At 32.1% G+C, this 22,338-nt stretch carries 18 protein-coding genes; 10 read left to right on the top strand and 8 right to left on the bottom strand.

Annotated features, from left to right (window positions below):
* Positions 1–10 precede the first annotated feature (10 nt).
* The 3 genes from SHI72_RS21710 to SHI72_RS21700 all read right to left on the bottom strand — a co-directional run bounded on the left by SHI72_RS21710 (position 11) and on the right by SHI72_RS21700 (position 2,706).
* A complete protein-coding gene (locus SHI72_RS21710) occupies positions 11–1,594 on the bottom strand; it encodes a S41 family peptidase (protein WP_323491382.1) in 1,584 nt (527 codons plus the stop codon).
* Positions 1,595–1,674: 80 nt separating this feature from the next.
* Positions 1,675–2,109, bottom strand: coding sequence for a deoxycytidylate deaminase (locus SHI72_RS21705; protein WP_039115914.1), 435 nt, complete (start codon positions 2,107–2,109; stop codon positions 1,675–1,677).
* 3 nt (positions 2,110–2,112) lie between these two features.
* On the bottom strand, positions 2,113–2,706 hold the full coding sequence (locus SHI72_RS21700; protein ID WP_039115913.1) for a HupE/UreJ family protein: 594 nt from the start codon (positions 2,704–2,706) through the stop codon (positions 2,113–2,115).
* A gap of 194 nt (positions 2,707–2,900) precedes the next feature.
* Between SHI72_RS21700 and SHI72_RS21695 the strand changes: the two genes are divergently transcribed.
* The gene (locus tag SHI72_RS21695) at positions 2,901–3,332 is read left to right on the top strand and encodes a TerB family tellurite resistance protein (RefSeq protein ID WP_035617301.1); all 432 of its coding nucleotides are present in this window, start codon (positions 2,901–2,903) and stop codon (positions 3,330–3,332) included.
* Between the two features lie 309 nt (positions 3,333–3,641).
* Here SHI72_RS21695 and fbp read toward each other — a convergent pair whose 3' ends face one another.
* Complete coding sequence (fbp, locus tag SHI72_RS21690; RefSeq protein ID WP_039115912.1) at positions 3,642–4,649, bottom strand: class 1 fructose-bisphosphatase; 1,008 nt, start codon at positions 4,647–4,649, stop codon at positions 3,642–3,644.
* A 173-nt stretch (positions 4,650–4,822) separates the two neighbouring features.
* Between fbp and SHI72_RS21685 the strand changes: the two genes are divergently transcribed.
* On the top strand, positions 4,823–5,302 hold the full coding sequence (locus SHI72_RS21685) for a GNAT family N-acetyltransferase (RefSeq protein ID WP_086895211.1): 480 nt from the start codon (positions 4,823–4,825) through the stop codon (positions 5,300–5,302).
* A gap of 33 nt (positions 5,303–5,335) precedes the next feature.
* Positions 5,336–6,595 (top strand): aspartate kinase, encoded by a 1,260-nt coding sequence (locus SHI72_RS21680; protein ID WP_039115910.1) that lies wholly within the window; start codon positions 5,336–5,338, stop codon positions 6,593–6,595.
* A gap of 72 nt (positions 6,596–6,667) precedes the next feature.
* Here SHI72_RS21680 and SHI72_RS21675 read toward each other — a convergent pair whose 3' ends face one another.
* Complete coding sequence (locus SHI72_RS21675) at positions 6,668–7,015, bottom strand: helix-turn-helix transcriptional regulator (protein ID WP_323491381.1); 348 nt, start codon at positions 7,013–7,015, stop codon at positions 6,668–6,670.
* Between the two features lie 707 nt (positions 7,016–7,722).
* Between SHI72_RS21675 and SHI72_RS21670 the strand changes: the two genes are divergently transcribed.
* The 3 genes from SHI72_RS21670 to SHI72_RS21660 all read left to right on the top strand — a co-directional run bounded on the left by SHI72_RS21670 (position 7,723) and on the right by SHI72_RS21660 (position 13,033).
* Complete coding sequence (locus SHI72_RS21670) at positions 7,723–11,154, top strand: hypothetical protein (RefSeq protein ID WP_323491380.1); 3,432 nt, start codon at positions 7,723–7,725, stop codon at positions 11,152–11,154.
* Positions 11,155–11,218: 64 nt separating this feature from the next.
* Positions 11,219–11,800: a hypothetical protein gene (locus tag SHI72_RS21665; RefSeq protein WP_323491379.1), complete on the top strand. Its 582-nt coding sequence runs from the start codon at positions 11,219–11,221 to the stop codon at positions 11,798–11,800.
* Between the two features lie 165 nt (positions 11,801–11,965).
* Positions 11,966–13,033 (top strand): glycosyltransferase, encoded by a 1,068-nt coding sequence (locus SHI72_RS21660; protein WP_323491378.1) that lies wholly within the window; start codon positions 11,966–11,968, stop codon positions 13,031–13,033.
* Between the two features lie 29 nt (positions 13,034–13,062).
* Here SHI72_RS21660 and SHI72_RS21655 read toward each other — a convergent pair whose 3' ends face one another.
* The 3 genes from SHI72_RS21655 to SHI72_RS21645 all read right to left on the bottom strand — a co-directional run bounded on the left by SHI72_RS21655 (position 13,063) and on the right by SHI72_RS21645 (position 16,386).
* Positions 13,063–14,379, bottom strand: coding sequence for a porin (locus SHI72_RS21655; protein ID WP_323491377.1), 1,317 nt, complete (start codon positions 14,377–14,379; stop codon positions 13,063–13,065).
* Positions 14,380–14,549: 170 nt separating this feature from the next.
* On the bottom strand, positions 14,550–15,629 hold the full coding sequence (locus SHI72_RS21650) for a sensor histidine kinase (RefSeq protein WP_039115894.1): 1,080 nt from the start codon (positions 15,627–15,629) through the stop codon (positions 14,550–14,552).
* Positions 15,630–15,702: 73 nt separating this feature from the next.
* Positions 15,703–16,386 carry a response regulator transcription factor gene (locus tag SHI72_RS21645; protein WP_035617332.1) on the bottom strand — a complete coding sequence of 228 codons (684 nt, stop codon included), beginning with the start codon at positions 16,384–16,386 and terminating at the stop codon, positions 15,703–15,705.
* Between the two features lie 233 nt (positions 16,387–16,619).
* Here SHI72_RS21645 and SHI72_RS21640 point away from each other — a divergent pair, with 233 nt between their 5' ends.
* The 4 genes from SHI72_RS21640 to SHI72_RS21625 all read left to right on the top strand — a co-directional run bounded on the left by SHI72_RS21640 (position 16,620) and on the right by SHI72_RS21625 (position 22,302).
* Positions 16,620–19,394: a TonB-dependent receptor gene (locus tag SHI72_RS21640; protein ID WP_323491376.1), complete on the top strand. Its 2,775-nt coding sequence runs from the start codon at positions 16,620–16,622 to the stop codon at positions 19,392–19,394.
* Positions 19,395–19,600: 206 nt separating this feature from the next.
* The gene (locus SHI72_RS21635; RefSeq protein WP_323491375.1) at positions 19,601–20,737 is read left to right on the top strand and encodes a hypothetical protein; all 1,137 of its coding nucleotides are present in this window, start codon (positions 19,601–19,603) and stop codon (positions 20,735–20,737) included.
* 160 nt (positions 20,738–20,897) lie between these two features.
* On the top strand, positions 20,898–21,236 hold the full coding sequence (locus tag SHI72_RS21630; RefSeq protein WP_039115888.1) for a T9SS type A sorting domain-containing protein: 339 nt from the start codon (positions 20,898–20,900) through the stop codon (positions 21,234–21,236).
* Positions 21,237–21,321: 85 nt separating this feature from the next.
* Positions 21,322–22,302, top strand: coding sequence for an acyl transferase (locus SHI72_RS21625; protein WP_323491374.1), 981 nt, complete (start codon positions 21,322–21,324; stop codon positions 22,300–22,302).
* Positions 22,303–22,338 lie beyond the last annotated feature (36 nt).

Below are 22,338 nucleotides of genomic sequence, written 5' to 3'. Positions count from 1 at the left end.
TTGATAAAATTTAGCGATATTTCTTCTGATTTAAAACAGCCTTAATCATTGCATCATTTTTAAGAATCACATCGTAATAGTAAATTTCGCCATACAATTGTCGAGCAAATTCAGCTGTAATATAACGACTAATGATTGCTTTATTTTTATCTAATTTTAAATCTAATCCGTTAATAGAAAGATATTTTTGAAACGATTTAAAATAATCGTCCGTCGCATGCATTTTGGCGATAAACTCTTTATAGTTCAATCCTGTGAATGCCTTTCGGTTTTTATCCAACTGCTCAAAAACAAAATGTCCTACGATACCAGTTTGTAGTAAATAAGCAGAGCCTTCGCTACCATGCTCCATTTCGATAGGCACAAAAACATCTGGCACTATACCTCCACCTCCGTAAACAATTTTACCTTTTGGTGTTTTATATTTTAATGTATCAACAACCTTAATACTGTCTTTGCTATACAATTCTCCGTTATTAAATCGTGAATCCGATTCTTTAAAGTAATCTTCGTTTCCGTGGCTATATGGCTTTTGGATAGAACGACCTGTTGGTGTGTAATATCTTGCAACAGTTAATCGCACAGCAGAACCGTCATTAAAATCCATTTCGCGTTGAACCAATCCTTTTCCAAAAGAACGGCGACCAATAATATTTCCTCTATCGTTATCCTGGATTGCTCCTGCCAGAATTTCACTTGCCGAAGCACTATTTTCGTTGATTAAAATAGATACTTTTCCGTTTTCAAAACTTCCGGCTCCTGTAGCATAGGTTTTTTCGGTTTCGCCATTTTTATTTTTGGTAAAAACAATCAGTTGTTTGTTTTTCAGGAATTCATCTGCAATCGCAACTGCTTCTTCCATATACCCTCCACCATTATCACGAAGGTCGATAATAAGCGACTCAATTCCATTTTGTTTTAATTTGGTTAAACCCGATTTAAACTCCGCAAAGGTGGTCTCTGCAAAACGATTGATTTTTATATATCCGGTATTTTTATCTAATAACATTGAGACATCAACACTTTTTATCGGAATAACGTCTCTCTTTATTTTGACTTTTAATTTCTTTTGTTCTGATTTCCTATAAACTGTCAGCTCTATCTCTGTTCCTTTTTCTCCTTTTAATTTAGCAAATAAACTATCTGAAGGGAGTTTTCGTCCAAACAATTTTGTTTTTCCTACGTATAAAATCCTATCGCCGGCTAGAATTCCTGCTTTTGCCGAAGGGCCATTTTCTACAGGTTTTATAATCGCAACGGAATCTCTATACATATAGAAATTTACACCAATACCTACAAAATCACCTTTCATACTTTCGGCAACTTCTGCTTGTTCGCTTGGCGGAATATAAACGGAATGGGGATCTAGTTTTGATAAAATATTATCTACTGTAAGGTTTACAATAGAATCGGTATCTACACTATCTACATACTCATTATTGATGAAATCAATTAATTTGTTGAGCTTGTTCTTAGAGTTGGTTTTAGCCAAAAACTGATCCTGTACCGGAGCGTTTAACATACCTCCAAGGACAGTTCCCAGAGCTAAAGTTACTCCAATAACTATTGGCAAATATTTAGGATTGAATTTCATATGTAGTTAATATTTAATTTATGAGAACAGATTATTGCCATTCTTCATAAGTAACCGTGTATCTTGAAATTACTGTAACTTTATTCTTCTTCTAAAACAGGAATATGTTCTACCTCTACACCTGCTTTTATTAAGAATTGAATACCTGCATCATCACGATATCCGTTTTGGTAAACAACTCTTTTTATCCCCGATTGATGAATTAATTTACTACATTCTTTACATGGAGAAAGCGTTATATACAACGTTGCTCCTTCGCAAGATTGGGTAGATCGCGCTACTTTTAAAATAGCATTTGCCTCGGCATGTAAAACATCCCAGCGCGTTAATCCTTCTTCATCTTCACAACAGTTCTCAAACCCAGATGGTGTACCGTTATAACCATCAGAAATAATCATACGGTCTTTTACGATAATTGCACCAACTTGCTTGCGCTTGCAATACGACAACAAACTCCATTCTTTAGCTATTCGCAAATAGGCCTTGTCGTATCTATTTAATTTTTTCTTTTCCATTTTTTATCTGCTCCATATTTCGCTCTCAATAACCATCGGGATTACAACACCTATTATAAATGCCGACATCGCCAAAGTCCAGTCACGTTTTGAAAAACGAAAAATAGTCTGTACAATATATGAGATTATTAAAACTACAAAAACCACAATAATTTGAGCTGCCTCAATCCCTAATGCAAATTCTCCTAATGGTAATAATTTTGATGATGGACTACCTCCTAATATTGTTTTAAAATAATTAGAGAATCCTAAACCATGAATTATCCCAAAGAAAAGTGTTATAAAAAACACTAAATTAATACTCTCTGTCTTGGATGATTTTCCTGCTGTAAAAAAATTAAAAAAGGCTGTTATTAAAATAGTTATCGGAATTAAAAATTCGACAATATTTACTTTAATAGTAACGATTCCGTAAACCGAAAGCAACAATGCTAATGTATGCCCAACTGTAAAAATAGTTACAAGAAGCAAAATTCTTTTCCAATCCTTAAATGCATAAGGAATGGTTAAAGCCATTAGAAACATTACGTGGTCGTAAGCATGAATATCTAGAACGTGTTTTAATCCTATTTGAAAATAAATCCAAAAATCTGACATGGGTATTTTAATTTAAAATTGATAAAGGGTGTGTAAACTTACGATTAATTTTGAAAATGGTAGATTGCTATTCTAAAATCATTAAATAAAAATAAGTTAAAATTGTAGTTTCTCCAATTATAAAAATTATGAGAAAATTAAAATTAATAATTTAAAAATAGATTTATCTTTGTGATACAAAAAACCAATTAATTATGTCATTTTCAGATTTATTTGATAGCGAATTTAAACTAAGAAATAAAGGTCATTTTTCGGCTATTGTTCGCGTAGCTCTTGCAGACGGAAAAACAAATCAGGAAGAAAAAGCTTTTTTAGACAAGCTAGCTTCTAGATTAGAAATTTCAGACGAAGAGTATAAAGAGATTCTTGCAGATCCATTGAAGCATCCTATAAATGCGCCTTATTTGTATTCTCAACGTTTAGAGCGTTTATACGATTTGGCTCGTATGGTACACGTAGATCACCACATGGGAGATAGTCAGGAAATCATGTTAAGAAGACTTGGTCTTGCACTAGGATTTACTCCAGGAAACGTAAACTACATTATTGCAAAAGCACTTTCATTAGTAGATAAAAAAGTAGATTTAGATACTTTTACTTTCGAAATGCAAAATATGAATAAATAGAAACATTCAGTATTCAGTCGCAGTATTCAGTTTACAAACTGAGACTAAAAACTGAGACTAATATTAAAAAAGTTTACAGTCGCAGTATTCAGTTTACAAACTGGTACTAAAAACTGAGACTAATATTAAAAAAGTTTGCAGTCGCAGTATTCAGTTTACAAACTGGTACTAAAAACTGAGACTAATATTAAAAAAGTTTGCAGTCGCAGTATTCAGTTTACAAACTGGTACTAAAAACTGAGACTGAAAACTAAAACAGGTACTAAAAAAACAAAACCCGACTATTTTACTAGTCGGGTTTTATTTTTATTACTTCGCTTTAAGCATAAACTCTTCTGCTTTTTCGACCATATTATAGCTTCCGCAAAAGAACGGAACGCGTTGGTGTAATTCGGTTGGGTTAATTTCCATGATTCTATTAAAACCATCAGATGCTTTCCCTCCTGCTTGCTCTGCCACAAATGCCATTGGATTACATTCGTATAATAAACGAAGCTTTCCTTTTGGCGCTTTGCTACTTGTTGGGTACAAATAAATTCCGCCTTTAATCATATTTCGATGAAAATCGGAAACTAAACTTCCGATATATCTTGAAGTATAAGGTCTATCATCTTCTTCATGCTGGCAATATTTAATATAATCTTTTACTCCTTGAGGAAAATGAACATAATTTCCTTCATTTACAGAGTAAATATTTCCATCTTTAGAATATTTCATATTCGGGTGTGACAAATAGAATGTTCCAATTGCAGGATTCAGTGTAAATCCATTTACACCATGACCTGTTGTGTAAACTAACATAGTCGAAGTTCCATAAATTACATATCCAGCCGCAACTTGATTAACTCCTGGTTGTAAAAAATCTTCGAGTGTAACTGGAGTTCCTATTGGCGTAATTCTTCTATAAACCGAAAAAATAGTTCCTACAGAAACATTTACATCAATATTAGAAGATCCGTCAAGAGGATCCATTAAAACTACATATTTGTTGTTATGACTGTTGTCACTTCCTTGAACAGTGATAAAATCATCGTTTTCTTCTGAAGCGATTCCGCAAACAATTTCACGATTAATTAAGGTTTGAATAAAAACCTCGTTTGCATACACATCTAGTTTTTGCTGATCTTCTCCTTGTATGTTTTGCTCTCCTGCTGCGCCAACGATGTCGACCAAACCAGCTTTGTTTACTTTGTAATTAACGACTTTGGCCGCCAATCGTATAGAGTTGATAATTCGGGAAAGCTCTCCCGACGAATACTGAAATGCTTTTTGGTTCTCAATAATAAACTCTCCTAGTGTTTTATTGCGTTCTTCCATTATACTATATCGTTGTAGATTTTTTTTGAAGTCACAAATATCGCCTTTTTTGTGAAATTGATTTAAAAATTATTTAGTTAGTTTGTCCGTATTGTATATTTGTTAATCAAAAGTAAAAATTGAGTTCAAAAAAACCATTATTTTAGATATAAATACATTAATAATAAGAATTTATGAATATTAGAAAAGGAAACCCTGATGATATGAAAGCTGTTTTGGGCTTGATTCAGGAACTAGCCATATTCGAGAAAGAACCAGACGCTGTTTTGATTACAGAAAGTGATTTAGTTCGTGATGGCTTTGGAGAAAACCCTCTTTTTCATGTATTTGTAGCCGAGGTAGATGCCGAAATAGTGGGGATTGCTTTGTACTATTACCGATTTTCGACCTGGAAAGGAAAAACAATACATTTAGAGGATTTGATTGTAAAAGATAAAATGCGCGGATCTGGTTTAGGATTTGCTTTATACTCCGAAATAATGAAGCAGGCCAAAAAGGATAAAGTAAAAAGAGTTGAATGGAATGTACTCGATTGGAATACTCCTGCAGTTAAATTCTATGAAAATTCTGGTGCTAAAATTATCGAAGAATGGCGTGTTGTACAAATGGACGAAGCTGGAATAGATACTTTTTTAGAGAAAAACAAAAATTAAAAGACAATAGATAATATTAAGATATAATAAATAATGAGAGTATTCAAATTTGGTGGTGCCTCAGTGAAAGATGCTGAAGGAATTAAAAACGTTTATGACGTTTTACAAAAAGTAGGTTATGAAGATGTATTGCTTGTGGTTTCGGCCATGGGAAAAACCACAAACGCTCTTGAGGTTGTAATAAAGAATTATTTCGAAAAATCTTCTGAGTTAAGTTCATCTGTACAAGAAGTAAAAAAATACCATAACCAGATATTATTAGATTTATTCGAGAATGAGAAACATGAAGTTTTTACTGCTGTAAAGGCATTATTTTCGGAGTTAGAATACTTTCTTGCTCATAACAAATCTCCTAATTACAACTTTGTTTATGACCAAATTGTAAGTTTTGGAGAGTTAATTTCGACTACTATCTTAAGCCATTTTATGAATTTTATGGGCATCCAAACACAATGGATTGATGTTCGTAATTTTATAAAAACCAACGCTAATTACAGAGATGCCGAAGTTGATTGGGAATTAACTCAAAAAAATATTGGTAATAATGTAAAGCGAAAAATGCTGAATATTACTCAAGGATTCTTAGGTGCCGATGAAAATAACTTCACTACTACTTTAGGTCGTGAAGGTTCAGATTATACTGCTGCAATTTTTGCTTATTGCTTAAATGCCGAAAGTGTTACCATCTGGAAAGACGTTCCCGGAGTTATGAATGCTGATCCACGTTATTTTGAAAATGCAAGTTTGCTTAATCAAATTTCATATCGTGAGGCTATCGAATTAGCCTTTTACGGAGCAACAGTTATTCACCCTAAAACATTACAACCTTTACAGAAAAAAGAGATTCCGTTGTATGTAAAATCATTTATAAACCCATTGCTAAAAGGAACAAGTGTTTCTAAAGGTGTCGATTTAGAGCCTTATTTACCTTGTTTTATCGTAAAAAGAAACCAACTTTTGATTTCTCTTTCATCGATAGATTTCTCTTTTATCATGGAGGAAAACATCAGCGAGATTTTTGCTTTATTCCATGAATTTAAAATTAAAGTGAATTTAATTCAAAACTCAGCGATTAGTTTTTCTGTTTGTGTAGAAGATAAATTTGAGAATTTCAATGATTTGAATGCTATCCTTTCTAAAAAGTTCAAAGTTGATTTCAGCGAAAATGTAACTTTATATACAATTCGTCATTTTGATGATAAAGCTGCCGAAACTGTCGAAGAAAACAAAGTAGTTTTACTAAAACAAGTAAGCCGCGAGACTATGCAAATAGTAACAAAGGAATCTAATTAGTTTACTTTTAAAAAGTTAATTACAAAATTCAATATAATAATAAAGGCTCCATTTTTTAAGTGGAGCCTTTATTTATGGTTTCTGTTTTCTTTTTAAATCTTTTATTATTTTTTTCAGCTCTTTAATTCGCTCTTCGTATTGCTCTACGATTTTATCCGACAATTGATTTATAATAAAAGCTTCATTTAAATCATTAGTCGTTTCTTTATTCTGTCCTATATCATTTGTTACCAATTCTTCTGGAGTTATTTTGAAGAACTCGCATATTTTATTGGCATAATTTGCCCAGGAAGTCCCCTCACCTCTTTCTATCCTAGCATAGGCAGACTGAGATATACACAAACAATCCGCCAATTGTTCTTGCGACATATCTTTGCTTTTACGTAGCTGTTTCAGCTTATTTCCTACGATAATATTCATAAACCCATTTTTACCTGTAAGATAATAGAGGTCAGATTTATTAAAATATACTCATAAAGCCTTGTTAAAAGTTAGTTTTAAGTAAATTTATTAAAAAATCAGAACAAAGCTATCTCTCTTCTGAATACCCGAAAACCGACTAAAAACAACCGATTTCTGCATAAGACATATTTAGATCTACTTATATATTTGTTAGATAAATAATCTTTTTTACTACTATTAAAGTAATGAATTATGAAAAAATTAGAATTTATTAATTCTATATTAGAAGTACCTAAAGACGCATCATTAACTTTTATACTATAAAAATGAAAATTTTTGAAAAAATACGCAAAACGGGCACACGTCAGTTTATTTTTTTAATTTTTATAACAACAGTAATGTTTTTTTGGGCCAATTTTTTTAGCGATAAAAATTTTAGTTGGAGCACCATATATGAACATCGTAAAGACATAAAAATGTATATAGCTTTAATATATGCATTTTTATCAGCACTTTTTATACATGTTGGAATATTGTATTCTACCAAATTTCCTCCTTCTAAATAAAATAAGCTGAACAAACATCTAATTTAAGATAAGTTGGTGTATTATCAAATACTTTTAAGGCTTCCCTTTTTCGGTGAAGCCTTTCTTTTTTATAAAGATATCTCCTCTATAACTTTAATTATTAAATACTACTTTTGACGTTTTGGAGTTAAAGTATTTATGTTTAAAAAATTACTCTTTTGGATTGTAATTCTTTTTTGTTCTGGACTTCATGCCCAGGAAATAAACACGCACTATAAAACCAAAAAAGTTGGTATCTCCAGAGATACTATTCATCTTGAAAACGTTAGTATCAATTCGAGTTTTTTCAAACTATACGACAACAATAAACAACCTATTGATAGTAGTTTCTACAAAGTAAATTTCCAGAAAGGAACATTACTTTTAAATGAAAAAATGATTTCGAATACTGATTCTCTAACAGTTGAGTATTTAAAACTTCCAGATATTTTAACCAAAGAGTATAAAATTTATGATTCTGACCGAATCGTAAGTAATGGTGTAACCTCTGAATCTTTATATCAAATACAACCTAAAACCAATAAAACTGTAACTCCTTTTGACGGATTAAATACTTCTGGAAGTATTACCCGAGGGATTACCATTGGTAACAACCAAAACACAGTTTTAAACTCTAATCTTGACTTACAGATTACAGGAAAAATATCTGAAAAAGTAAGTCTTCGTGCATCATTACAAGACAATAATATTCCGTTGCAAGATGGTGGTTACTCTCAAAAATTAGATCAATTCGATAATATATTTATAGAGCTTTTTAGTAATGATTGGGCATTACGCGCGGGAGATATTTTTCTTGAAAATAAAAAAACACAGTTCCTAAATTTCGACAAAAAGGTTCAAGGTCTTGCCGTTAATTTTAATTTTGGTGACGAAGATAGCAAAACCAATGTATTTGCTTCTGCCGCATTGGTAAGGGGGCAATATGCAAAAAGTAACATTACTGGACAGGAAGGAAATCAAGGTCCTTATAAGTTAACTGGACAGAATGGTGAGTTATACATATTGGTGATTTCGGGTTCTGAAAGAGTTTATGTAAATGGTGTTTTATTAAAACGAGGCGAAAACAAAGATTATACTATTGATTATAATGCTGGGGAAATCACTTTTACTTCTCTTTTTACAATTACTTCGGAGATGCGTATAAGTGTTGAGTATCAATATACAAATCAAAATTATACTCGATTTGTAACGTATGCCGGAGTTACTCATGAAAATAAAAAATGGAGTTTTGGAGGGTATCTATACTCTGAAAATGACTTAAAAAACCAACCGTTACAACAAAATCTAACCAAAGAACAGGTAGAAATATTAAGTAATGCGGGAGATGATACAAATGCCATGATTGCTCCTTCGGCTTACGTTGATTCTTATTCGGACAATAAAATTCTTTACCGAAAAATAATGATAAACGGAACGGAAGTTTATGAATTCTCCAACGATCCAAAAGAAGAATTATACAATGTAAGATTCAATTTAATTGGTGCAAAGTCTGCCAATTACATTCTTAGAAACGTAAATACAATTGATCGAATTTATGAATATGTTGCTCCTATAAATGGTATTCCGCAAGGAAATTATGCTCCAATTATTAAACTCGTTGCTCCAATAAAACTGCAAGTAGCTACTTTTTTGGGTAAATATAATCCAACCGAAAAAACAAGTTTTGATTTTGAAGTTGGTGTTAGTAACAATGATGCTAATTTATTTTCGAGCATACAAGATGGAAACAATAAAGGAATTGCATCCAAAATAAATGCTAAGCAACGTTTATTTACCAGAAGTTGGAATCTGGATGCATTTGTAAATTATCAATTTATTCAGGACAATTTTAAATCGGTAGAACGCCTTTATAACATCGAGTTTGATAGGGATTGGAATCTTCCTGCAAATCGATTTGGGAATCAGAGTTTATTAATTTCGGGATTAAATTTTGATTTATTTCCTCAAAAAAAGATCTCAGATATAGGATTACTAACCTATCAATTTGAAAACTTAGATTTTACCGAAAACTATTCTGGAAGCCGACATACGGTTAATGGTCTTTTTAAAGTAAAAAACTGGCTGATTCAGAACCAAGGTAGCTTACTAAATAGTAACAGTACAATATCGACTTCTAAGTTTTTAAGAAACCAAACTCAAGCCCGTTATCATTTTAATAAAAACTGGGTTGGTGGTACAGTACAGCTTGAAGATAATCAAGAAAAGAATAAGGAAACCAATCAGTTTTCGGCTTTAAGCCAAAGATTTAATGAATATGGTTTATTTATAGGTCGTGGTGATAGTACCAAGGTTTTTGTAGAATTAGGCTTTTTAAAACGAAGCAATGATAGTTTACAAAACGGACTATTACAACGTGTAAACAACTCACAGACTTATTATTTAAGATCTAAATTAATCCAAACTACCAAAAGTGATTTATCGGTATATGCGAGCTATAGAGTATTGAATTTTGAAGATGTGACTAAAAAAAGAGAACCATCACTAAATTCCAGAATTCTTTATAATGATCGTTTTTTCAATCAATTTATCCAAACTACTACTGCCTACGAAACCAGTTCAGGAACAATGCCGCAACAAGATTATACCTACGTAGAAGTTCCTGCAGGACAAGGAGTTTACACCTGGAACGATTACAACAATAATGGAATTCAGGAATTACAGGAATTTGAAGTAGCTGCATTTATTGATCAGGCAAAATACATTCGTATCTTTTTACCTAACCGGATTTATATTAAAACAAATCAGAATAAGTTTTCTCAATCGGTAACATTAAATCCAAACCAATGGTTAAATGAAACTGGAATAAAAAAGGTAATATCTTATTTTTATAACCAGACCTCGTTTATATTAGATCGAAAAGTAAAAAGTGATGGTGATCGTTTTGAACTTAATCCTTTTAATTCTTCAGATGAAAATGTACTGGGGCTAAATTCCAGTTTCAGAAACAGTTTATTTTATAATCGTGGTAAACAAAAACATTCTACAACTTATACCTATTTACAAAACAAAAGCAGAAACTTACTTACAATAGGATCGCAACAGGCTAAAAATAGTTCACATCAATTACAATATTCTCATTTGTATGATAAAAGTTGGTTATTCGGATTTTTTACCAAAACCATACAAACAGATCTTATCTCTGAAAGTTTCCCAGAAAAAAACTATAAGCTAACAGGTTATCAACTTGCTCCAAAAATTAGTTATTTGTTTTCTAAAAGTACAAGTTTAGATTTCTTCTATGAAATTCAGAACAAGGACAATCAAATTGGCGAGGAAGAAACGTTAGAACAAAGCCGATTAGGAACATCTTTTTCCTATGCTGGTGATAAAAAAATCACATTAAATGGGGAATTTTCCTTTTATCAGAATAAATTTACAGGCAATGAATTTTCATCTGTAGGTTTCCAAATGTTAGAAGGTTTACAAACAGGACAAAATTTGGTATGGAGATTGCTATTGCAAAAAAACATCACTCAGTTTTTGGATGTTAATGTAAACTATCAAGGAAGAAAAGGCGAAACCGGACCAACTATCCATACAGGAAATGTTCAGCTAAGAGCTTATTTTTGATACATTTTCGAAAACATTACAATAAATTGATTAATTTTATTATAAACTTTAACACTTAAAAAACATGAAAAAATTATTATTACTTTGTTTTATGTTAGTTTTCTCAAGTAATTTTTACGCACAAGAAACTGCTGTAAAGACGACTAAAACCAAAGCTAAATCAGAAGCAACTAAAGAAAAAAAGACTGCTACTAAAAAAGCTACCGACACCAAAACTGCTACAGAGAAAAAAGCAACTAAAGAAAAAGCATCAGCAACTAAAAGTGTAGAAGATAAAGCTACAAAAACTAAAAGCGATGCTAAGGCAAAAACCACTAAAGCAGAAGAGTCAACTACAAAAAAAGCTGCCAAAGCAAAAACTGATGCTAAAAATGCAACTGATGATGCTACTAAAAAAGTAACTAAAGCTAAAGCTGATACAAAAACTGCTACTGAAAAAGTAGATAAAGCTAAAGCAGATACTAAAGCAACAACGAAAAGCACTGCTAAAACTGCTACAAAAACAGTTAAAGAAACTAATGAAAAAGCACCTAAAGTAGCAGATAAAGTTACTGGAGAATATAATGGTAAAAAAGTATATACAGGACCAAGAGGTGGTAAGTACTACATTAATTCTAACGGAAACAAAACTTATATTCAAGACTAAGCATCTTTTTCTTGATACAATTAAAAAGGCTAGACTTCTTATAGCGTCTAGCCTTTTTGCTTTTACTAAAATAATAACTTAATATTTTAGTAATCATTTATAAATAAGGAAAAGACTTACTGTTTGTAACTTTCGCAGGGTTAACTTAACATAACCCAATTCTATATGAATTTAGATTCAACTAATAAAACTATTTTAATTGCTCCATTAAATTGGGGTTTAGGTCACGCCACAAGATGCATCCCGATAATTAAAGCATTACAGGAAAACAATTACATCCCAATAATTGCCTCTGATGGTATTGCTTTAGAGCTATTACGAAAAGAGTTCCCATATATCCAAACACTCGAATTACCTTCTTACCAAATAGAATATGCCAAGAATGGCAAAAACTTTAAGTGGAAATTAATCAAAAATTGTCCTAAAATGATTGAAGCCATTTTGGACGAAAAAAAAATGGTGAAATCGTGGATTAAAAAATATGGTATCGACGGGATTATTTCTGATAATCGTTTGGGTGTTTACAGTGATAAGATACCATCTGTTTTTATTACGCATCAATTAAATGTAATGACTGGAAACACGACTTGGTTTACCAGCAAATGTCATCAATATTTTATAAAGAAATATACTGAATGTTGGGTTCCCGACATAAAAAAGAATCCTAATTTAACTGGAGAATTAGGCCATTTAAAAACAAAAAAAATCAAGTTAAGATACATAGGTCCTATGAGCCGAATGCGCAAGAAGGAAACGCCTAAAGTATATGATTTAATGGTTATCTTATCTGGACCAGAACCTCAACGTGGTTATCTCGAAGATAAATTAAAACAAGAAGTTATTCGCTACGACGGAAAAGTAGTTTTTGTAAAAGGCATTGTCGAAAAAGACCAAAAAAAGGAAATCATCGATAATGTTACGTATTACAATTTCATGAATACACGCCAGCTAGAACAAACTTTTAACGAAAGTGAACAAATTTTATGTCGCTCGGGATATACGACCGTAATGGATTTGGTAAAACTAGAAAAGAAAGCTTTTTTTATACCAACTCCTGGTCAATATGAGCAATTATATCTTGCTGAGAAACTACAGGAAGAAGGCCTTGTTCCTTACGCATTACAAGATGATTTTAAGATTGAGGATATTGCGAAAATTAAAGAATACAAAGGATTACCTCAATATAAGAAGAAAGCAAAATGGAGTTCATTATTTTCTGTTTTCGAAAAATAATAAACTCCATCCTATATGTTTTTTATGTTTTAGAAATTAAATTGAGCTTGTAATCTCAGTAAATTTCCTTGTTGGCGATTAATTGGTAATGCGCTATCTTCAAAAGTTCTATCGGCAATAACATATTCTGCTGTAAACTCTAATGCTTTTAGGGGCTGCCACTCTATTCCAATTTCATAATCTCTAACTACATAACTTCTGGCATCTTTTTCATATTTTTTTCCTCCGTCATAATATTGAAATTTTGCAAAAGGATATAATAGTTGTTTTCCTAAATCTAATTTATAATTTAATAAAACATAACCTCCATTTATATTTGTAACATCGACACTATTAGTAGTCTTGTCATAACGTGGTCCTTTACCTATGTTATACTCCGTTTGTATTCCAAAAGGTCTAGGGTATAATACAAAAGTTGCTCCTACTCGCTGATCTTTTACATATTGTTTATTATCTATTGCAACTCCAGTTGAAATTTCGTTGGTAAATGCCCATTTCCCTGAATAAGCCTGGATTCCTGGTTCAATAATCTGACTTCCTATTACGAAAGGATAAGTTACTCTCGCTACAACATTTAAATCTCTATTGCTATCAAGTTTATTTGCGATTTGCCCGTTGTAAACTCCAAAAGCAAAAACACCATAATCGCCAGAACCTTTGTAACCATCTTTAACTAACATTTCGAAACGTTCTCTTATTTTGCTAGGTGCCCAATAAAAAAACACTCCTAAGTCACGTTCATTTAATATAGCACTATTCATAGCATCATTTCTATCCAAAGCAAGTCGAACAGAACTAGATTGCATGTTCTCAAAACCATAAGGGATTTTACTTTGTCCTACACGAACACGATATTCTCTTTTTGGATCAAATGAGAAATCAAAAAATATGTCTCTAATTTGAACAAAATTATTGATTCCTGTACTTGGTGAACTTGCAAAATCGGGTTGGAAATAAAAATATATATTTGGGTGTATTTGACCAGAAAATACTAATCGTGCACGTCTTATAAAAAACCCATTATTAGATTTTGCATCTGGTTCTGTAGATGTTGTTCCCCAAGATCTATCACACTGTTCGCATGAAACTTTATCATTAGTAGAAAACAAACCATTATATCTTATCTGAACATAACCTCGTAATGAGATTTTATCATACCAATGATCTTTTTCTTCTTTCTGAAGAATAGGTTCAATCTTTGGTGCTGTTATTATTGCAGTTTCTTTTGCCTTATTAATAGAGTCTAAAATACGAACTACCTCTTTCTTTATCTCATCTTTGTTTACCTCTTGTGCATGCGTTAAGCCCGCCGCTAAAAATAAAGCTACCACTAAAAATTTTCTCATCTTATTTTTTTAAACTCCTCGTTCAGAGTGCAAAAATCACCCATCAAAGTTAACATAACGTTACCAAGATGTTATTATTATGAAAATTTAATATTAAGGGAGAATCGGCAACTTTAAATCGAGGTTAAATCATGAGAATTTTATGCTGATCTGAGATGCTCTAATTACAATTACTTAACTTCAAGATTAGTGCTTTTATGGGCTTTTTCGAGAGTAAATGAAAACTCAGAACCTATCCCAAACTCACTCTCAACATACACTTTCTCTTTATGGGCTTCGATAATATGTTTTACAATAGCAAGTCCTAAACCAGAACCACCTTCTGATCTGGCCCCACTTTTATCTACTCTATAAAAACGCTCAAAAAGTCTTGGTATATTTTGTTTCTCTACTCCTTCTCCATTATCACTAATACGAATAAGTACTTTTTTCTTTGTCAGATTTACAACTCCTACCTCTGTAGTTCCGCCTTGCTTACCATATTTAATTGAATTCACAATCAAATTTTCTAGTATCTGTTGAATTCTGTCTTTATCTCCTTTCACCAAAATCGGCTGAAGGATTTTCTTTTCGTAAGTTAACTTAATCTTCTTTTTATCAGCTTTCATTTCTAATAAATCAAAAACATTCTGAATAAGTTCGACAATATCAAAATCGGTGATTATTAAGTTTAAATCACCCGTTTCTAATTTAGTGATCATGTCTAAATCTTCGACAATATAAATTAATCGTTCTACTCCTTTTTCGGCACGTTTAAGATATTTTTTTCGGATGGTTTTGTCCTCCATTGCTCCATCTAATAAAGTCGAAATATATCCCTGAACTGTAAACAATGGCGTTTTAAGTTCATGCGAAACATTACCTAGAAATTCTCGACGGTATTCTTCACGAATCTCGAGCATTTCGATTTCTAACTTTTTATCAGTTGCAAATTTTTTGACTTCACGCGAAAGCGTTTCCATATCCGTAGTGATCGGCTGGTTGATAAGTGTACTGGATTCCAATAACGAAACCTCATCGTAGATTTTCTTTACTCTGCGATAAATAAAACGTTCTACTCGGTATTGTAAAACCATAAACGAGAACGCATATACCGACACAAGAAAGACAAGACTGAATGGTAATAAATGTTCTGTTCTATTTTTGAAGAATAATAAAACTAGAATTACTACAAATCCTGTAGCAAAGAGACTTATATATAGTGCTGACTTTACAGCAAACTTATAGGTTTTTTTAAAACTTATTTTCATTTAGTTCATGGATAGCTTCTACAAAGATAATTCTGATTTCTTTGCATTATGCTTTTGGTTGGTAATCTTTATTTTAAACCTCGAATTTGTAACCTACTCCTTTGATGGTTTTAAATAAATCTTCTCCAATTTTTTCTCTTAATTTTCGAATGTGTACATCAATCGTTCTTCCGCCTACAACTACTTCATTACCCCAAACCTTATCAAGTATTTCATCACGTTTAAATACTTTTCCTGGTTTTGAAGCCAATAAGTAGAACAATTCAAATTCTTTTCTAGGCAAAGCGATTTCTATATTATCTTTTACGATTTTATATTCTTCACGATTAATTTCGATTCCACCTACGTTTAATGTATCACTACTAACTTCTTGTTCTTTTAAACGTCTCAATAATGCTTTTACCTTACTTACTAGTAATTTTGGTTTAATAGGCTTAGTGATATAATCATCTGCTCCAGCGTCAAAACCAGCTACTTGTGAGTAATCTTCACTTCTTGCAGTTAGGAATGTAATGATAACGTTATTTAGTTCAGGTATTTTTCGGATGTGTTCACAAGCTTCCATACCATCCATTTCAGCCATCATAACATCCATTATTATAAGATCTGGCAATTCCTTTTGTGCTTTTGCAATTGCATCTTTTCCGTTTGAGGCTGTAATTATTTGATACCCTTCTTGAGATAGGTTATATCCAACAATTTCTAAAATATCCGGTTCATCATCTACTAGTAAAATCTTAGTTTGTGTTTTTTTCATAAAATAGCAAAAAATTGGGTTATCTCATTGATACTTATACGATATAATATTCAATGATTGTAGTTGCGAGTGTAAAGGTAATAATAAATCAACTGTTAAAAAGTAGTGTTAACCGTAATTTAATCTCATAACAATTTCATAATATATTAGAGACAAAACAATAACAAGCAGCTAACACGAACTTTACAAAACCGTCTTTTATTTGCAAAAAAATAAACAAACAACAAACGAAAATGAAATTCAACTTAAAATTTCTATTTATTACATTATTTATTTGTGCTGTTTCTATGGCTCAGACCAAAGGTACAATTTCTGGGGTTTTAACAGACAAACAAACTAATAATGAAGCACTACCATTTGCAAATGTCCTTATTAAAGGAACAAACAACAGTGCAAATACCGACATCGATGGTAAATATTCGATAAACATAGCTCCTGGTAGCTATACTGTAATTTATAGTTTCTTGGGGTATGAAACTGTAGAAGTTCCAGTAATTGTTAAATCGAATGAAACTACAACTGTTAATCAAGCGTTATCTTCGGGGAGTTATACGCTAAAAGATGTTGTAATAAAAGCTTCGCCTGTAAGTAAACAAAAAGAATCTGCTTTACTTTTAGAACAAAAAAATGCAGTTGCCTTTAAATCTGCTATTGGTGCAGAAGAAATTTCAAGAAAAGGAATTAACGATGTTGCAAATGCAGTATCTAAAGTAAGTGGTGTTTCTAAAAATGACGACTCAGGAAATGTTTTCGTAAGAGGATTGGGTGACCGTTATAATGTTACTACTTTAAACGGACTTCCATTACCATCAAATAATCCTGCGAATAAAAATATCCTTTTAGATATTTTTACTACTAACATTGTAGATAATATCGGAGTAAGTAAAACATTTGAGGCTCAAAATTATGCGGATTTTGGTGGAGCAAATATTGACATCAGTTCAAAAAAATTCAGCGGAAAACCTTTTATCAGCTTTTCAATAGGAACAGGTGCCAATACAAACGTCTTGGGGCAAGATCATTTCTATTTACAAGACGGACCTTCTTACACTGGATTCAAAAAAGTAGGCGTTCCTAATTCTCCGCTTCAACCATATAATTATTCAACGAGCTGGGACAGACAAGAAAACAAAAATGTATTGAATGCATTCTACACACTATCTGCAGGAAAGAAGTTTAATATAAATGACGAAAGCTCAATAGCAACTTTTGTTACAGGTTCTTTTAGTGCAAGAAATAAATTTACAGAAGGATATAGCAGAGGCGGGATTAGTGCTGACGGAGATATCTTTTCAGATTTTTACAGAACAGCATACAAACATAACACTACAACAACTGTTATGGCTACGGCTGATTATAAAATCAATAATAAAAACTCAATCTTCTTTACTTCTTTATTCTTAAATTCAAGTGATCAGGATTACAGTGAGTATGAAGGAACTAACCAGAATTTTGACGGTGGTGGAGACGCTCATCAACAAATTTCAGGTTTTATCAAACGTGGAACATTTGAAAGAACTCAATTAATTGTAAACCAATTAACAGGGAAAAACAAATTCAACGATCAGTGGAATTTAAATTGGGGAGTAGGATACAGCATGTCTGAAAGCGCAATACCAGATCGTATGCAAAACTCTTTTGTACATGCACCTAATGGCATTGACTATACATTTTTCACCAATTCAAACATCAATAATCACCGATTTTTTCAGGACTTAAAAGAGAATGAAATCGCTGCTAATATTGCATTATCATATAATTTCAGCAAAAAAAGCGATGACACATACAAAGGAAAAGTAACTGTTGGTTATTCAGGAAAGTTCAAGGATGTAGATTACAAAATGGAGCAATATTCATTCTTCCCAAACAGAACTACAATTTCTTTCCCTAAAGAAGACATACATCACGTAGACAACTATTTAGACCCTGCCCATTGGGGTTCATCTTACTCAAACAGAATTAGCCAATTGTATAATGGAAATTTATATATCAATGCTGCGTTCGCTAATGTTCAATACTCTTTAACTGATAGATTGAGTGTGATATTAGGTGCGAGACTGGAACAATTGACTCAGAATGTTTCCTATATCACAACCACAGTTCCTGATGGGGATAGTTCAGATGAGTCAAAGTTTAACATATTACCAAGTTTAATTTCAAAGTATACCTTGAATGAAAAGCAGAATTTAAAATTCTCTGCAAGTAAAACATATACGTTACCTCAGTTTAAAGAAAAAGTGCCTATTATTTACGAAGATGTCGCACAAGCATACGAAGGAAACCCTAATTTGTATGCTTCAACAAATTATAACTTTGATTTAGGATGGGAATTTTTTCCTAAGGCAGGCGAATTAATTTCTGTTACTGCATTTGGAAAAATCATTCAAAATCCAATCAACGAAATGTTCCTTAATTCATCTTCAAATGATATTACTTATGCTAATACAGGAGACAAAGCAACTGTAGCAGGGGTTGAATTAGAATTTAGAAAAGACATTTTTGAAATTGAAAACAGTAACAACCTAAAGACAAAACTTTCGTTTGATGCCAATGGGTCTTACCTTTATACAAATCAGGATTTAAGTAATGAGAAAGTAAATAACGAAAATGATTTTGGGGCAAACTTTACTTTTACAGAGAGTAAATTAACAGGGGCTTCTAATTTCCTTGCCAATGCTAACTTATCATTTTTAAATGAATTCAGAGAAGGTCAGGATATAACTACAACAATATCATACTCTTATTTTTCAGATAAATTAGCTGTTATTGGAACCGGACAAGTAGGAAACTTAGTTGATAAAGCTGTAAATAAACTAGACTTTATCGCTAATGCAAGTTTGACTAAAAACTTAAAATTAGGCTTTATTTACAATAATATTTTAAACCCGGCTTTCAATCGTGTACAAGAACAAGGAAAAGTACCAGGAAAAGAATCTGTTGGTGATATTACTGCAATTTCATATAAAGCAGGTTCAGATTTTAGACTTACTTTAAGCTATACATTCTAAAAGTAAAACCATAAAAATTTCAAAAGGTGATTAGTATTATCTAATCACCTTTTTTTTATTTATCAAAATTCAATGTAAATTTTACATTAAGCGGGTTTATTTTTTACTCAATATACTTAATATATTGTTAATATGGTCTTAACTCAGCAAAAACATATGTTCGTTTACTTTGCCTTAAATAAATCAAAACAATAAAACACAACAAAATGAAAAAATCATTATTTGCGATGACTGCAATATTAGGACTTGCTTTAACAAGCTGTAGTTCTGATGATAACAACAACAAAAAGGACGAAAACAAAAGTAATTTCGTATTAAAGGTTGACGATTTAAAGGGAGACATCAATGAAGGTGTTGTAACTTTAGACCCTACTAAAACTTACACTTTAACTGGAGGTTTAGTTGTTAAAGGTGGAGCTACTTTAGTAATTCCTGCCGGAACGGTAATTAAAAGTTCTGCTACTGCAGAAGCTACTTCTTTATTCATTGCTGTAGAGAGAAATGCTAAAATCAACATCAATGGTACTGCTGCTAAACCAGTTATTATGACATCTGGAAAAGCTACTCCTGCTCAAAGTGACTGGGGTGGATTAATTATCGCTGGTAATGCAAAAGTGAACACAGGAGACAATGGTACTTCTGAAGTAGGTGCTTTAAGCTATGGAGGTAATAACAATGCAGATTCTTCTGGAAATATCAACTTCTTAAAAATTTCTTACACAGGTTCTAAATACACTGCTGAAAAAGAATACAATGGAGTTTCTTTCTTCGGGGTAGGTTCAGGAACAATAGTATCTGATATCTACACTTTTGAAAGTGGTGATGACGGAATTGAATTCTTCGGAGGAGCAGTAAACGCTTCTAACTTAGTAATTATCAATTCTTATGATGATTCATTAGATTTTGCTGACGGATGGCAAGGTACTGCTACAAACGTTTACATCAAAGGTGTTACTAAAGCAGGTGTTGAAGGATCTACCAACCAAAAAAATCCAAGTACAGCTGTTCCAATGACTGATGCTAAAATCATTAATATCTCTATCATTAAAGGTGATGCTGCTTTCCCAGCTGACGAAAAATCAATCAACTATAAAGAAGGTGGTGGAAAACAAGCTTACACAAACTTATATGTTGCTGATGGAATGCCTAAAGACCTTACTAAATTATCAACTGATGCTGGTGCAACTGCAAATATCGCTGCTGGTAACTTTACTATCACAAACTATACTTTTGGAGCTTCTGTAACTGTTTTTGATGGTGCTAAATTATCAGGAACAACTACTGGTGCAACTGGTGCTGGTGCTGGTGCTGAATTACCTACTTGGGGTAACTGGACTAAGTAATTAAATAAAGTTTTAGAAAAACACACAATTCTTTATTGATTAGTTGATTTCTAATAACTTCGAAATAAAATGTTAAAAACATCCTAAATTTATAGGATGTTTTTTTTTGGCGTAGTTTTTGAAAACTTTTTTGTATATTTACTAATACTAAATTTAAGTGATGGCAAAAAACTACTTTTATATTACATTCTTATTGGCTTTTTTCTTTACTGTAAGTGTCTCGGCACAAGACAGTAAACAACTGCCAAAACCGCAAGACGGCACTGTTATAGAGGGCTTAAGTTTGTACCCAAACCCTGTGAGTAACGGTAAAGTATACATTTCGTCTAAAAATGATTTAGAAAAAGAGATAACCATTTTTGACGTACTGGGGAAAAAAGTCCTACAGACACAAATAAGTTCTAAAGAGCTTAATGTTTCTAATCTTTCGCCAGGTGTTTATATCATAAAAATAAACGAAGAGAACGCAACTGCAACTAGAAAGCTAATTGTCAGGTAATTTTTAAAAATAAAAACATAAAAAAGCTCCAAAGTAATATTGGAGCTTTTTCTTTTAAATAAATTACCTTTGCAAAAAAAAGATCTTGATTACAACAACCGATATATTTACGATTTCCAATCAAAAGCAATTTGAAAAAATAGCGTTGAAAGTGTTTCGCTTTCAATACGAAAACAACGTAGTATATCGAACATTCTGTGATTATCTTAAAACAGATCCGCAAAAGGTAAAGTCTCTTACTCAAATCCCTTTCTTACCAATCCAGTTCTTTAAGAGTCATAATGTAGTTTCAAATTCTAATCCTGCACAAGTTACTTTTACTAGTAGTGGCACAACAGGAATGATTACAAGCAAGCATATTGTAACTGATGTCTCTTTGTATGAAGAAAGTTATCGCAAAGGATTTTCAGAATTTTATGGTAACATCGAAGATTATGCTGTACTAGCACTTTTACCTTCTTATCTAGAACGCGAAGGATCTTCTTTAATATACATGGTCGAAGATTTAATTAAATTATCAAACCATCCAGAAAGTGGGTTTTATTTACACAACCACGAAGAACTTACCCAAAAGCTAATCGAATTAGACCAGTCAGGACAAAATACTATCTTAATTGGTGTAACATATGCTTTATTAGATTTAATCGAAAAAAACTCGTTTAAACTACAAAATACCATCATCATGGAAACTGGTGGAATGAAAGGCAAACGCAAAGAAATGATTCGCGAAGAATTACACAAAGAATTATGTGAAGGCTTTGGAGTATCTGCAATACATTCTGAGTATGGTATGACCGAATTATTATCGCAAGCTTATTCTTTGGGTGAAGGAATTTTTGAATGTCCTTCGTGGATACAAGTTCTTATTCGTGATACCGAAGATGCTTTAACTTACGTAAAAGAAGGAAAAACTGGTGGTATAAACGTAATCGACTTAGCCAATATTAATTCCTGCTCCTTTATCGCTACGCAAGATTTGGGCAAAAAATATCCCAACAACTCTTTCGAGGTATTGGGACGTTTTGATAACTCTGATATTCGAGGTTGTAATTTAATGGTACTTTAAAAAAGTTAATCCGTTTATTGGTTAAACGAAAAAAAA

This window comes from Flavobacterium sp. PL02, from assembly GCF_035013205.1.
In the GTDB taxonomy this organism is placed as follows: domain Bacteria; phylum Bacteroidota; class Bacteroidia; order Flavobacteriales; family Flavobacteriaceae; genus Flavobacterium.
The sequence above is the reverse complement of the archived record's forward strand: the minus strand, read 5'-3'. Positions and strand labels throughout refer to the sequence as shown.